The 15,035-nt window shown below is 71.6% G+C and carries 6 protein-coding genes; all 6 read left to right on the top strand.

Annotation, left to right across the window (positions count from 1 at the left end):
• Positions 1-253: 253 nt before the first annotated feature.
• The 6 genes from B7R87_RS34495 to B7R87_RS01725 all read left to right on the top strand — a co-directional run bounded on the left by B7R87_RS34495 (position 254) and on the right by B7R87_RS01725 (position 15,026).
• Positions 254-865: an acyl carrier protein gene (locus B7R87_RS34495; RefSeq protein ID WP_100249286.1), complete on the top strand. Its 612-nt coding sequence runs from the start codon at positions 254-256 to the stop codon at positions 863-865.
• Positions 866-959: 94 nt separating this feature from the next.
• A complete protein-coding gene (gene fkbC / locus B7R87_RS01745) occupies positions 960-11,666 on the top strand; it encodes a tacrolimus type I polyketide synthase FkbC (protein ID WP_456300568.1) in 10,707 nt (3,568 codons plus the stop codon).
• 100 nt (positions 11,667-11,766) lie between these two features.
• On the top strand, positions 11,767-12,804 hold the full coding sequence (locus B7R87_RS01740; RefSeq protein ID WP_006350828.1) for an ornithine cyclodeaminase family protein: 1,038 nt from the start codon (positions 11,767-11,769) through the stop codon (positions 12,802-12,804).
• Positions 12,798-13,676, top strand: coding sequence for a 3-hydroxyacyl-CoA dehydrogenase family protein (locus B7R87_RS01735; RefSeq protein WP_006350829.1), 879 nt, complete (start codon positions 12,798-12,800; stop codon positions 13,674-13,676). Before B7R87_RS01740 ends, B7R87_RS01735 begins: the two co-directional genes overlap by 7 nt.
• Entirely contained in the window at positions 13,673-13,933 is a 261-nt protein-coding gene (locus B7R87_RS01730; protein WP_006350830.1) for an acyl carrier protein, read from the top strand. The genes B7R87_RS01735 and B7R87_RS01730 overlap by 4 nt, the downstream gene beginning before the upstream one ends.
• Positions 13,926-15,026: an acyl-CoA dehydrogenase family protein gene (locus tag B7R87_RS01725; RefSeq protein WP_006350831.1), complete on the top strand. Its 1,101-nt coding sequence runs from the start codon at positions 13,926-13,928 to the stop codon at positions 15,024-15,026. Before B7R87_RS01730 ends, B7R87_RS01725 begins: the two co-directional genes overlap by 8 nt.
• The last annotated feature ends 9 nt before the right edge of the window (positions 15,027-15,035 follow it).

Raw genomic sequence — 15,035 nt, 5'->3', positions numbered from 1 at the left:
TGGGTCGGACGACCTCGCCCGGCAGCTGACCGGGCAGGGAGCCGAGGTGATCCGCCATGAGCCGGGCAGGCTGCCCGGGTCCCCGGTGACCGCGGTCGTCCACGCGGCAGGCACCGCCGAGTCGGCGTGGGAACTGCACCGGCTCACCCGCGAACTCCCGCTGGACGCGTTCGTCCTGCTCGTTCCGCCCGGGGAGGCGGCAGGGCCGTGGGAAGCCCTCGCCGAACTGCGCCGGGCAGAAGGGCTGCCCGCCATGGCGTTCACGGCCGCCGAGGACCGGCAGACCGAACTGCTCGACGCGGCACGCGCCACCGGAGAGGCCGTGGTCGTGGCGACCGCCCCACCCCCGCCCGGTGACCCGTCACCGCTGTGGCGGCCGGTCCGGCGGCCCACCCGGCGCGCCGCCGCAAGCGGCGGCACCCTGCCGGAGCGACTGCCGGACCTGTCGCCCGAAGAACAGGAGCAGGCAGTACTCGGGCTGGTTCGCGACACCGCGGCCGCACTGCTCGGCCACGCCGACGCCCGGGCGGTCACGGCCACCGCGGCCTTCAAGGACCTCGGGGTCGACTCCCTCACCGCACTCGGCCTGCGAGACCGCCTGGCCGAAGCCCTCGCCACCCCACTGCCGGCCACCCTCGTCTTCGACTATCCGGCGGCCGGGACACTCACCCGCCACCTGCTCACGCTCCTGAACCCGGATGGCAGCGCGACCCAGGACGGCGGTGAACCGCCGGTGGCGCGGACGCCCGAGAACCCTCAGGCGGCGGAGCCCGACAACAAGTCGATCGACGACGAGTTGCTCGACGAGGAGTTGATCGACGACATGGACGCCGACGCGCTCATCGCGCATGTACGGAAGGGATGAGGCGATGGCCGAGAACGAGCTGATCGACGCGCTGCGGATATCGGTCAAGGACAACGCGAAGCTGCGCAGGGAGAACACCGCGCTGCGCGCCGCCGTGAACGAGCCGCTCGCCGTCGTCGGTATGGCATGCCGTCTGCCCGGCGGCATCACATCGCCGGAAGAGCTGTGGGAGCTCGTCGAGGCCGGGGGCGACGCGGTCGGGGACTTCCCCACCGACCGCGGTTGGGACGTGGCCGCGCTCCACGCCGACGCCGAGTCGGCCACCTCACGGGCAGGCGCCCTCAGGGGAGCCGGCGACTTCGACGCCGCGTTCTTCGGGATCAGCCCGCGCGAGGCCACCGCGCTCGACCCGCAGCAGCGGATCCTTCTGGAGATCGCCTGGGAGGCGCTCGAACGCGCGGGCATCGTGCCGGACACCCTGCGCGGCACCGACACGGGCGTCTTCGTCGGCGGCTTCTACTACGGCTACGGAGCAGGCGCCGACCTGGGCGGGTTCGGCGCGTACAGCACACAGCCCGCGGTGCTCGCCGGACGCCTCTCCTACTTCTTCGGACTCCAGGGCCCGGCGGTGACGGTCGATACGGCGTGCTCGTCGTCGCTGGTCGCCCTGCACCAGGCAGGGCAGGCACTGCGCAGCGGCGAATGCTCGCTTGCGCTGGTCGGCGGGGTCACGGTGATGGCGTCGCCGCAGAGCTTCGTGGAGTTCTCCCGGCAGGGCGGGGTGGCCTCGGACGGGCGGTGCAAGGCGTTCGCCGATACGGCCGACGGCACCGGATTCGCCGAGGGAGCCGGTGTTCTGGTGGTGGAGCGGTTGTCGGATGCGGAGCGTCATGGTCATTCGGTGCTTGCGGTGGTGCGGGGTTCGGCGGTGAATCAGGACGGTGCGTCGAATGGTTTGTCGGCGCCGAATGGTCCGGCGCAGCAGCGGGTGATTCGTGGGGCGTTGGAGCGGGCGGGGTTGGGTCCGGCGGATGTGGATGTGGTGGAGGCGCATGGGACGGGGACGGTGTTGGGGGATCCGATTGAGGCGCAGGCGGTTATTGCGGTGTATGGGCAGGGGCGTGAGGTGCCGCTGTATTTGGGTTCGTTGAAGTCGAATATTGGTCATGCGCAGGCGGCGGCTGGTGTGGCTGGTGTGATCAAGATGGTGTTGGCGATGCGGTACGGGGTGCTGCCGAGGACGTTGCACGTCGGTGAGCCGTCGTCGCATGTGGACTGGTCGGCGGGGGCGGTGGAGCTGCTGACGGAGGCGAGGCCGTGGCCGGAGTCGGGGCGTGCGCGGCGGGCGGGGGTGTCGGGGTTCGGGGTGAGTGGGACGAATGCGCATGTGGTGTTGGAGGGGGTGCCGGAGGTTTCGGTTTCTGCCGCTGAGCCCGAGTCCGGTGGTTTGGTGCCGTTGCCGGTGTCGGCTCGTTCGGGTGTGGGTGTGGGTGTGTTGGTGGAGCGGGTGGGTGGGTTGGTGGGGGGTGGGTGTGATGTGGGTGTGGTGGCGGATGGGTTGGTGCGGGGGCGTGCGGTGTTCGGTCATCGGGCGGTGCTGTTGGGGGAGAGCAGGGTTACGGGTGTGGCGGGTGAGGGGTTGCGGACGGTGTTCGTGTTCCCGGGGCAGGGGTCGCAGTGGGTGGGAATGGGTGTGGAGTTGATGGGGTGGTCGGAGGTGTTTGCGCGGCGGATGGGTGAGTGTGCGGCGGCGTTGAAGCCGTTCACGGGCTGGGATCTGGGTGAGGTGCTGGCCGGGCGGCACGATTCCGGGGCTGTGGAGGTGGTGCAGCCGTTGTCGTGGGCGGTGGCGGTGAGTCTGGCGGCGCTGTGGGGGGCGCATGGTGTGGTGCCGGATGTGGTGGTGGGGCATTCGCAGGGGGAGATTGCTGCGGCGTGTGTGGCGGGTGCGCTGAGCCTGGAGGACGGGGCGCGGGTGGTGGCTTTGCGGAGCCGGGTGATCGCGGGCCGGCTGGCGGGGCGGGGGGTGATGGCATCGGTCGCCCTCCCCGCTGCCGACATCGAGACGGTGGAGGGGGTGTGGATCGCGGCCCGTAACGGCCCGTCGTCGACCGTGATCGCGGGAGATGCGCAGGCGGTGGAGGGGGTTCTGGCCCGGTGCGAAACTGCGGGGGTACGGGTTCGGCGGATCGCGGTCGACTACGCCTCCCACACCCCCCACGTCGAGGCCATCGAGGACGAACTGGCCGAGGTGCTGGAAGGCGTAACCACCCGTACTCCTGTGATCCCTTGGTGGTCCACGGTCGACAGCGGCTGGGTGGAGGAGCCGGTCGACGACGGCTACTGGTACCGCAACCTCCGTCAACCGGTAGCCCTGGACACCGCCATCACAGAACTCGACGGCTCCCTCTTCATCGAGTGCAGTGCGCACCCGGTGCTGCTGCCCGCCATCGACCAGCAACGTACCGTCGCCTCCCTGCGTACCGACGACGGCGGCGGAGACCGGTTCACCACCGCCCTGGCCGAAGCCTGGGTCCACGGCGCGGCCGTCGACTGGACCACCATCGTCCCGCCCACCGGGGTACGGCTCCTCGACCTCCCCACCTACCCCTTCGACCACAAGCGCTACTGGCTGTTGCCCAAGCCGACCGGCGGCGACGGTATCGGGCACGGGCTGCTGACGACCGCCGTGGCGCTGCCGGGCAGCGACGGGGTGTTGGCGACAGGGAAGCTGTCGCAGACCACGCATCCCTGGCTGGCCGACCACGCCGTCCACGACACGGTACTGCTGCCGGGTACCGCGTTCCTGGAGCTGGTGATCCGCGCCGGTGACGAGGCGGGCTGCGACCTGGTCGAGGAACTGGTCATCGAGACACCGCTCGCCCTTCCGGTCACCGGAGCCGTCGACCTCACCGTCACCGTCGACCGGCCCGACGAGGCCGGACGCCGCCCGGTGACCGTCCACGCCCGCCCCGAAGGAACCGACACCTGGACCCGCCACGCCACCGGAACCCTCACCCGCGCCGGAAGCACAATGGCGGCGGGCCCGTCCGCGTGGCCGCCACCGGGAGCCCAAGCCGTCGACATCACCGGCTTCTACGAGCGGCTCGCGACAGCGGGCTACCTCTACGGCCCGGCCTTCCAGGGCCTGCGCGCGGCCTGGCGCGACGGCGACACCCTCTACGCCGAGGTGACGCTCCCCGGAGAACAGGAGGACGACGCATCCCGGTACGGCGTACACCCGGCCCTGCTCGACGCCGCGCTGCACGTCACCTGTCTGCCCCTGCTCACAGGGCAGGAATCGGATCCGGGAGAGGTGAAGCTGCCGTTCTCGTGGAACGGCGTGCGGATGCACACGACCGGTGCCACCACGCTCCGCGTCGCGATCACCCCGGGCCCGGGCCCGAACGGTGTGACCGTGCACGCGACGGACCCGGCCGGTCACCCGGTACTGACCGTCTCCGAACTGACCGCACGACCGGTCGACACCAGCACACTCACCGACGGCGACGCCGCGGCCCGCAACTCCCTGTACGACCTCTCCTGGACCGAGCTGCCGCCCCCCGCGCCCACCCTGAACCGTGCACCCGGGACGGAGACCCGCCCCGGGCCCGCGGGCCCGGCCCCCTGTGTCTCGGCGCTCCCGAAGCCGGGCGCGGATGTGCTCCAGGAGACGTACCGGCTCACCGAACTGGTGCTCGGTGAGCTGCACCGGGTGATCGCCGACGAAAGCCTCGCGGAGACGACCCCCCTGGTCGTCCGCATCGACGCGGGACCGACCGGGGGAGCGGTCGCCGGTCTCGTCCGCTCCGCACAGGCCGAGCACCCCGGACGCTTCGTGCTGGTGGAGACCGGCGCCGACACCCCGGACGAGGCAGTGGCCGCGGCCGTGACACTGGCCGAACCGTACGTCCGTCTCACCGAGGGCCGGTACGAAGTGCCCCGGCTCACCCGCACCGCAGCGCCCGCGCAGCCGGACGGGCCACTGCTGGACCCCGACGGCACGGTGGTCATCACCGGCGGCTCGGGCGTACTGGCGGGCCTTCTCGCCCGGCGCCTCGTCACCGAACACGGCGCCCGCCACCTCCTGCTCCTCTCCCGCAGCGAACCGCCACCGGACACACCCGGTGTTCACGTCCGCTGCGACGTCTCCGACCGGGACCGGCTCGCCGCCGTACTCGCCGCCGTGGAGCGGCCGCTGACCGCCGTCTTCCACACGGCGGCGGTGCTCGACGACGGCGTGGTCACCGCGCTCACCCCGGAACGGCTCGCCACCGCGCTGCGACCCAAGGCCGACGGCGCCTGGCATCTCCACGAGCTGACCCGCGGCGCGGACCTGCGCGCATTCGTCCTCTACTCGTCCGTCGCGGGCCTTCTGGGCGGCCGCGGCCAGGGCAACTACGCCGCGGCCAACGGCTTCCTCGACGGACTCGCCGCCCAGCGCCGGGCCGAAGGGCTGCCCGCGCTGTCGCTGGCCTGGGGTCTCTGGGAGGACGACAGCGGACTCACCGGCAGTATGAGCGGCACCAACCGGACCCGCGTGCGCCGCGGCGGATTCCGCCCCATGCAGGGCGACCAGGCGCTACGCCTGCTGGAGACCGCCGCCGGAACCGGTGCCGCGTTCACCGTGGCGGCCGCCATGGACCTGAACGCGCAGACCTCGCCGCTCTTCGCCGGCCTGCGGCGCCCCGCGCCACGCCGGACGGCCGCCACCGGTGTTCCGCTTGTCGAACGGCTCGCGACCATGGCCCGCACCGACCGGGACGCCGCGCTGCTCACCCTGGTCCGCGACTGCGCGGCGGCCGTGCTCGGCCACGCGGACGCCGCGGACGTGCCCGCGGATGCGGCGTTCAAGGATCTCGGGGTCGACTCGCTGACCGCCGTCGAACTACGGAACCGGCTCGCCGCGGCGACCGGTGTCCGGCTGCCCGCCACCCTCGCCTTCGACCATCCGACGCCGCGGGCCGTTGCGTCCCGGCTCAACGACACGCTGACCGGCGCCGCCCCCGCCCGGCCGACCGCACGGCCCGCCACCGCGGCGACCGGTGACGAGCCCCTCGCGATCGTCGGCATGGCCTGCCGTCTCCCCGGCGGCGTCACATCACCCGCAGACCTGTGGCGGCTGGTGGACAGCGGCGGCGATGCGATCAGCGGCTTCCCCGTCGACCGCGGCTGGGACCCGACCGTCCTGGGCGGCAGGGCGGACGCGGACCGGGGCGGCTTCCTCTCCGACGCCGCGGACTTCGACGCCGCGTTCTTCGGGATCAGCCCGCGCGAGGCACTGACGATGGACCCGCAACAGCGTCTGGTCCTGGAGACGTCATGGGAGGCGTTCGAGCACGCGGGCATCGTGCCGAAAACGCTCCGGGGGAGCGACACCGGCGTGTTCATGGGTACCTTCTCGTACGGCTACGGAGCAGGCGCCGACCTGGGCGGATTCGGCTCCCTGGGCGTACAGCCCAGCGTCCTCACCGGCCGTATCTCGTACTTCTACGGCTTCCAGGGCCCGGCGGTGACGGTCGATACGGCGTGTTCGTCGTCGCTGGTCGCCCTGCACCAGGCAGGGCACGCCCTGCGCCAAGGGGAGTGCTCGCTGGCGCTGGTCGGCGGGGTCACGGTGATGGGCACCCCGGACGGGTTCGTCGAGTTCGAGCAACAGGGCGGACTCTCTCCCGACGGCCGCTGCCGAGCGTTCGCGGACACCGCGAACGGCACCGGCTGGGCGGAAGGCGTCGGTGTTCTGGTGGTGGAGCGGTTGTCGGATGCGGAGCGTCATGGTCATTCGGTGCTTGCGGTGGTGCGGGGTTCGGCGGTGAATCAGGACGGTGCGTCGAATGGGTTGTCGGCGCCGAATGGTCCGGCGCAGCAGCGGGTGATTCGTGGGGCGTTGGAGCGGGCGGGGTTGGGTCCTGCGGATGTGGATGTGGTGGAGGCGCATGGGACGGGGACGGTGCTGGGGGATCCGATTGAGGCGCAGGCGGTTATTGCGGTGTATGGGCAGGGGCGTGAGGTGCCTCTGTATTTGGGTTCGTTGAAGTCGAATATTGGTCATGCGCAGGCGGCGGCTGGTGTGGCCGGTGTGATCAAGATGGTGATGGCGATGCGGTACGGGGTGTTGCCGAGGACGTTGCACGTCGGTGAGCCGTCGTCGCATGTGGACTGGTCGGCGGGGTCGGTGGAGGTGTTGTCGGAGGCGAGGCCGTGGCCGGAGTCGGGGCGTGCGCGGCGGGCGGGGGTGTCGGGGTTCGGGGTGAGCGGGACGAATGCGCATGTGATTTTGGAGGGGGTGCCGGAGGTTTCGGTCTCTCCCACAGAGTCGTCCGGTGGTTTGTTGCCGTTGCCGGTGTCGGCTCGTTCGGGTGTGGGTGTGGGTGTGTTGGTGGAGCGGGTGGGTGGGTTGGTGGGGGGTGGGTGTGATGTGGGGGTGGTGGCGGATGGGTTGGTGCGGGGGCGTGCGGTGTTCGGTCATCGGGCGGTGCTGTTGGGGGAGAGCAGGGTTATGGGTGTGGCGGGTGAGGGGTTGCGGACGGTGTTCGTGTTCCCGGGGCAGGGGTCGCAGTGGGTGGGAATGGGTGTGGAGTTGATGGGGTGGTCGGAGGTGTTCGCCCGGCGGATGGGTGAGTGTGCGGCGGCGTTGAAGCCGTTCACGGGCTGGGATCTGGGTGAGGTGCTGGCCGGGCGGCACGATTCCGGGGCTGTGGAGGTGGTGCAGCCGTTGTCGTGGGCGGTGGCGGTGAGTCTGGCCGGGTTGTGGGGGTCGCATGGTGTGGTGCCGGATGTGGTGGTGGGGCATTCGCAGGGGGAGATTGCTGCGGCGTGTGTGGCGGGTGCGCTGAGCCTGGAGGACGGAGCGCGGGTGGTGGCTTTGCGGAGCCGGGTGATCGGTGCCCGGCTGGCGGGGCGGGGGGTGATGGCATCGGTCGCACTCCCCGCCGCCGACATCGAGACGGTGGAGGGGGTGTGGATCGCGGCCCGTAACGGCCCGTCGTCGACCGTGATCGCGGGAGATGCGCAGGCGGTGGAGGGGGTCCTGGCCCGGTACGAAACTGCGGGGGTACGGGTTCGGCGGATCGCGGTCGACTACGCCTCCCACACCCCCCACGTCGAGGCCATCGAGAACGAACTGGCCGAAGCATTAACCGGTATTACGGCCCGGACCCCCACCATCCCCTGGTGGTCCACCGTCGACAGCGGCTGGGTCACCGGACCGGTCGACGACGGCTACTGGTACCGCAACCTCCGTCAACCGGTAGCCCTGGACACCGCCATCACAGAACTCGACGGCTCCCTTTTCATCGAGTGCAGCGCCCATCCCGTGCTGCTGCCCGCCATCGACCAGGAGCGTACCGTCGCCTCCCTGCGCACCGACGACGGCGGCGGAGACCGGTTCACCACCGCCCTGGCCGAAGCCTGGGTTCAGGGCGCGGCCGTCGACTGGACGACCGTCGTCCCGCCCACCGGGGTACGGCTCCTCGACCTCCCCACCTACCCCTTCGACCACAAGCGCTACTGGCTGCCTCCCGCCCCGGCAGGCGGCAGCGAGGGCATCGGGCATCCGTTCCTGTCGAGCGTGGTGGCCCTGCCGGGCAGCGACAGCGTCCTGCTGAAGGGCAGGGTGTCACTCGCCGCGCACCCCTGGCTGGCCGACCACACGGTCCAGGACACGGTACTTCTCCCGGGCACGGCACTACTCGAACTCGTGCTGAGGGCCGGTGACGAGACCGGCTGCGACACCATCGACGAGCTGATCATCGAAACACCGCTCGCCCTGCCCGTCACCGGAGCCGTCGACCTCACCGTCACCGTCGACCGGCCCGACGAGGCCGGACGCCGCCCCGTGACCGTCCACGCACGCCCCGAAGGAACCGACACCTGGACCCGCCACGCCACCGGAACCCTCACCACCACCGGTACCACCGGTACCACCGTGGCGGCGGACCCGTCCGCGTGGCCGCCACCGGCAGCGCACGCCGTCGACATCACCGGCTTCTACCAGGAACTCGCCGCAGTCGGTTACGGCTACGGCCCGGCCTTCTGCGGCCTGCGCGCGGCCTGGCGCGACGGCGACACCCTCTACGCGGATGTCGCCCTTCCCGACGAACAGGCTGCCGAGGCACCCCGCTACGGCATGCACCCCGCCCTGCTCGACGCGGCCCTGCAGATCGTCGCCCTGACCGCGCCGGACGGCAGCACCGCCGACCTGCCGTTCGCCTGGACCGGAGCCCGGCTGGTCGCCGTCGGCGCAGCCGCGCTCCGGGTCGCGGTCACCCGGGACGGGGACGAGCTGAGCCTGCGGGCCGCCGACTCCACCGGACGACCGGTCGCCGAAATCCGGACGATCCGCACCCGTCCGCTGTCCCTGCCCGTGGGCACCGGCCTCATGCGACTGACCTGGACCGAGCCCGCCGTACCCGCGGACGTCCCCATGACCGATGTGGACGTCATCACCTTGCACGCCGCCGACGACGACCCGACGGCCGAGACACGTGCGTTGACGGCCCACCTGCTGGAGGCCCTGACCGGCACCGACCGCACCCTGCTCGTGCAGACCACCGAGGGGCTCGCCACCGCCGCGGCCGCAGGCCTCCTCCGTACCGCCCAGGCCGAACAGCCCGGGCGCTTCGTCCACGTCGAAACCGCACCCGGCGCAACACTCGATACCGGGCAGCAGCAGATCGCCGTCGCCCTGGGCGAACCGCGACTCCGCCTGCGCCGCGGCCGCTTCGAGGCGGCCCGCCTCACCAGGGTGCCGGAGCCGCTCGCCGTCCCGGAAAGCGACACCTGGCTGATCCGGCCGGCGCCGACCGGCACCCTCGAAGGACTCACTGCCGTCGATTCGGCAGAACCGTGGCGGCCGCTGGCCCCCACCGAGGTCCGGATCGCAGTCCGCGCGGCAGGTCTCAACTTCCGCGACGTGCTAATCGCGCTCGGTACCTACCCCGGCCGGGGCGTGCTCGGCGGCGAGGCCGCGGGGATCGTCCTGGAGACCGGCCCCGATGTGCACGATCTGGTACCCGGCGACCGGGTCTTCGGTCTGGTCGGAACCGGCTTCGGCCCCACGGTCGTCGCCGATCACCGGATGCTGGGCCGGATACCGGAGGGATGGACGTTTCCGCAGGCGGCGTCCGTGGTCACCGTGTTCGCGACGGCGTGGTACGGCCTGGTGGATCTGGCGGGGCTGCGGCCCGGTGAGAAGGTCCTGATCCACGCGGCGGCCACCGGTGTGGGCGCGGCAGCCGTCCAGATCGCCCGGCATCTGGGCGCCGAGGTCTACGCCACCGCCTCCATAGCGAAGCAGCATCTCCTGGACCTCGACGGCCCGCACACCGCCGACTCCCGCAGCACCGCGTTCGCCACCACCTTCCCCCCCGTCGACGTCGTACTCAACGCCCTCACCGGCGAACTCCTCGACGCCTCCGTCGCCCTCCTCGCACCCGGCGGCCGCTTCATCGAGATGGGCAAAACCGACCTCCGCCACGACATCCAGCAGCCCTTCGACCTCATGGACGCCGGACCCGACCACCTCCAGCAGATCATCACCCGACTCCTCGACCTCTTCGCCCAAGGCACCCTCCACCCCCTCCCCGTGACCGTTCACGACATGCGGCAGGCTCACGAGGCGATGGCGACCATGAGCCGGGGCGACCACACCGGGAAGCTGGTGCTCACGGTGCCGCGGCCGCTCGACCCCGACGGCGCGATCGTCATCACCGGCGGCTCCGGCACCCTCGCCGGAATCCTCGCCCGCCACCTCGACCACCCCCACACCTACCTCCTCTCCCGAACACCACCGCCCCCCACCACCCCCGGCACCCACATCCCCTGCGACCTCACCGACCCCCACCAACTCACCCAAGCCCTCCACCAGATACCCCAACCCCTCACCGGCATCTTCCACACCGCGGCCACCCTCGACGACACCCTCATCGACCACCTCACACCCACCCGCATCCACACCGTCCTCCAGCCCAAAGCCGACGCCGCCTGGCACCTCCACCACCACACCCGCAACACCGACCTCGCCGCATTCGTCCTCTATTCGTCGGCGGCGGGCGTGCTCGGGACTCCCGGGCAGGGCAACTACGCCGCGGCCAACGCCTTTCTCGACGCGCTCGCCGAACACCGCCGCACTCTGGGGCTGCCGGCGCTGTCCATCGCCTGGGGCCTCTGGGACCAGGCGACCCGTCTGACCGGCGGGCTGACCGACGCCGACCGGCGCCGCATGCGCCGGGGAGGGGCGAGCGCACTCACCGCGGAGCAGGGCATGCGCATGTACGAGGCAGCCGTTCGGGCGGGCACGGGCAGTGTCGTCGCCGTGGCCGGTGAACTCCCCTCGGATCTGCCACTGCTGCGCGGACGCCCCAAGCCGGTGCCCCGCCGGGTCACCCGCGACGAGGACCCCACGGGCGATCTGCTCACGCTCGTACGGCAGAAGGCCGCAGCCCTGCTGGGACACGGAGGGCCGGACGACATCCCCGAGGACGCGGCCTTCCGGGAGCTCGGCGTCGACTCCCTCATCGCGGTCCAACTCCGCAACGGCCTCAACGAAGCGACCGGTCTGAAGCTCGCCGCCACCCTCGTCTTCGACTACCCGACGCCCCGCGCGCTGGCCGGCCGCATCGGCGAACTCCTCTCCCCGGACGACCCGGCGACCGCCGCACTCGCACAGCTCGACCGGCTGGAGGCGCTGGTCGCAGACGTCGACCCGGGCGACCGCAGAGCCGATCCGATCGGGACCCGAATCGCCGCCCTGCTCGACCGCTGGCAGCGCGCGGCCCACCCGGCCGCACCGGCCGGCGTGCTGTCCGCGGAGGCGACCGCGGACGAGATCTTCGACCTGATCGACCGGGAGCTGCGATGAGACGTACGGCAGCCACCTGCCCGGCCGCCGCGGCGAAGAACACCACCACGACGCTCGGACCACAGAGACAACAACCCTGACCAGGAAAGGAGGGTGACCCATGCAGACCAAGATCCTGCGTCAGCGCGATATCAAGCAGATCCTCTCCGTGGTCGGCCGCGACACGATAATGGACCGGCTGATCCAAGAGCTGTACGACGGCTTCGCCGCGCTCGGCCGGGGAGAGCTCGCCGAGGCGCCGCCACGCAGTGGCTTCGCCCGGAGCGGCGAGATCCCCGGCGTCATCGAGTTCATGCCGTACCGGGTGCCCGGTGTTGCCGTGACCATGAAGACCGTTTCGTACAGTCCGCACAACTATCAGCGATTCCGGCTGCCGACGGTCGTCGGCACGGTGTCGCGCCTCGACGACGACAGCGGCAGTCTGATCGCGCTCGCCGACGCGGGTGTGATCACCGCGATGCGCACGGGCGCGGTCTCGGCCGTCGCGAGCCGGCTGCTGGCCAGACCCGACAGCTCCACCCTCGCGCTGATCGGAGCCGGCGCACAGGCGGTGACCCAGGCACACGCACTCAGCAGGGTCCTGCCCGTCGAGCGGATCCTGGTCAGCGATATCGACCCGGCGCACGCGGCGTCCTTCGCGGGCCGGATCGCCTTCCTCGGGCTCCCCGTCGAAATCACCGGCCCTGCCGAAGCGGTCGCCGCCGCCGACGTCCTGAGCACCGTCACATCGGTGCCCGCGGGACAGGGCCCGGTGCTCCCCGCCGAGCCGCGCCTGGCACACCTCCACGTCAACGCGACCGGTGCCGACGAGCCGGGCAAGACCGAGCTGCCGAAGGCCCTGCTCGACGATGCGTTCATCTGCGTCGACCACCCCGGGCAGGCCCGTGCCGAAGGCGAATTCCAGCAGCTGCCCGACCGCCCGCTCGGACCGTCGCTGGCGAGCCTCTGCGCGGCGCCCCGCACCGCCGCTGCGTACATCGGCAGCCTGAGCGTCCTCGACTCGACCGGCAGCGCCTTCGCCGACCACATCGCGTTCGACGTACTGCTCGGCTTCGCCGATGAACTCGGTCTCGGCCGCAAAGCCGCGATCGGGGCGACACCGGACGACGTCCTCGACCCCTACTCGCTGCCGTGGTGACGCCGGCCGGGGGAAGCGGAACGGAACGGCGGATCCTCGTCCTCGGCGCGGGAGTGATGGGCACCGGGATCACCACGCTCGCGCTGCGCCACGGCGTCCACGTCACACTCGTCGACACGTCCGAGACCATTCTGGCGGCGGCGCGGAAACGGATCGCCGCCGAGCTGCGGATGGCGCACCTCCTGACGGGTCCCGCCGAGGCGGACCCCGGCGAGCTGACAACGGTGACATCGGCGCGGACCGAGCCCGGCACTGCCACCGCGGTGATCGAAGCCGTCGTCGAGGACGCGACGGTCAAGGCACAGGTCCTCGCCGCCGTCTCGGCGGCGGTGCCGCCCGGCACCCCGATCATCACGAACACGTCGTCGATCCCCGTCGACGAGCTGGCCGACGCCGTGGCCCGGCCGCAGGACCTCCTCGGCACGCACTTCATGAACCCGTCGTATGCGATCCCGATGGTCGAGGTGGTCCGCGGGCCCCGCAGCGGGGAGGCGGCCATGGCCGCCGCCGCGGATCTGCTCGCGGTCCTCGGCCGCAAGGCGATCGTCGTCCGCGACGCGCCCGGTTTCGTCACGAGCCGGCTGCTCCACCCGATGATCAACGACGCGGCGCGGGTCGTCCAGGAGGGCACCGCGTCCGTCGAGGACGTCGACGCGCTGATGACGGGCTGCCTCGGCCACCCGACCGGCCCGCTGCGCACCGCGGACCTCATCGGCATCGACAACCTCGTCGACGCGCTGTGGGTGCTGCACAAGCGCACCGGCGACGACCGCAGCCGTCCCTGCGACCTGCTCCTCACCAAGGTCCGGGACGGGCACCACGGCCGGAAGACCGGGCGTGGCTTCTACCCCTACGAAGAGGTGTTCCGGTGACCGTTCCCGTCACAGACGACCCCGTCGCCCACGAGCTGGTCGCATTCCTGGAGAAGAAGACCGGATCGCCCTGGTCGGTGGAGCGCGACCTGTTCGCGGAAGGAGGCCTCTCGTCGCTGTTCGCCCTGGAGCTGGTGGTCTTCCTGGAGAAGACGTTCAGCATCACCATCAGCGGACCCGACCTCCAGCTCGTGAACTACCGCAGCGTCGTGTCCATGGTCGGCCTCGTCCACCGGCTGCGGACCGGCGATGCCTGATCACCAGGCGCTGCTGACCGGGCTCGTGGGCGACCGGGCTGCCGGCTGGGACGTCTCCGGCGAACTGCCGCGCGACCTCCTCGTCCGGCTCGGCGCCGAAGGCCTGCTCTGCGCGGAGGTCGAGGCCGGGTACGGCGGCCTCGGCCTCGGCAGCCGCGGCAACGGCGAGCTCACCGCGCACGTCGGCAGTCTCTGCAGCTCACTCCGGAGCGTCATGACATCGCAGGGAATGGCCGCCTGGACCGTGCTGAGGATCGGCGGCACCGCCCAGCGCGAGACCTATCTGAAGGAGCTGACCAGCGGGAAACTCGCGGCCGTCGGCTTCAGCGAACGGCAGGCCGGCAGCGATCTGTCGGCGATCCGGACCCGGGTGCGGATCGAAGGAGACACCGCCGTCGTCGACGGCCACAAGGTCTGGACGACCGCGGCCGCGTACGCGGACCACCTGGTCGTCTTCGGCCTGCAGGAGGACGGCTCCGGCGCGGTCGTCGTCGTGCCGTCGGACACTGCGGGCCTACGGGTCGAACGGGTCCCGAACCCGTCGGGATGCCGCGCCGCGGGCCACGCCCACCTGTACTTCGACGGAGTACGGGTACCGGCGGACGCGGTCCTCGCCGGCTCCGGGGCGTCGCTCCCGATGCTCGTCGCGGTGTCACTCGCGTACGGCCGCACCTCGGTCGCCTGGGGCTGCCTCGGGATCCTGCGCGCCTGCACCGCCGCCGCGACAGCCCACGCGAAGAGCCGGGAACAGTTCGGGCAACCGCTCGCCGGACATCAGCTCGTCGCCGGGCATCTCGCCGACCTGTGGACCGCGGAGCAGATCGCGGCGCGCGTGTGCGAGCACGCGAGCGACCTCTGGGACGAGGGCTCACCCGAGGCGGTGACCGCGACGGTCCTGGCGAAGCACGTCGCCGCCGAGCGGGCCGCCGCGGGCGCCGCGCTCGCCGCACAGATACTCGCGTCGGCCGGAGCGATCGAAGGACACGTCGTCGAGCGGGCGTACCGCGACGCCAAGCTCATGGAGATCATCGAAGGCAGCAGCGAGATGAGCCGGATGATGCTCGCGCGGCACGCGCTGGCCCTCCCGGCCTGAGAGGACGGC

Source organism: Streptomyces tsukubensis, from assembly GCF_003932715.1.
In the GTDB taxonomy this organism is placed as follows: domain Bacteria; phylum Actinomycetota; class Actinomycetes; order Streptomycetales; family Streptomycetaceae; genus Streptomyces; species Streptomyces tsukubensis.
Note: the sequence above shows the minus strand (reverse complement) of the source record. Positions and strands in the feature narration are given on the sequence as shown.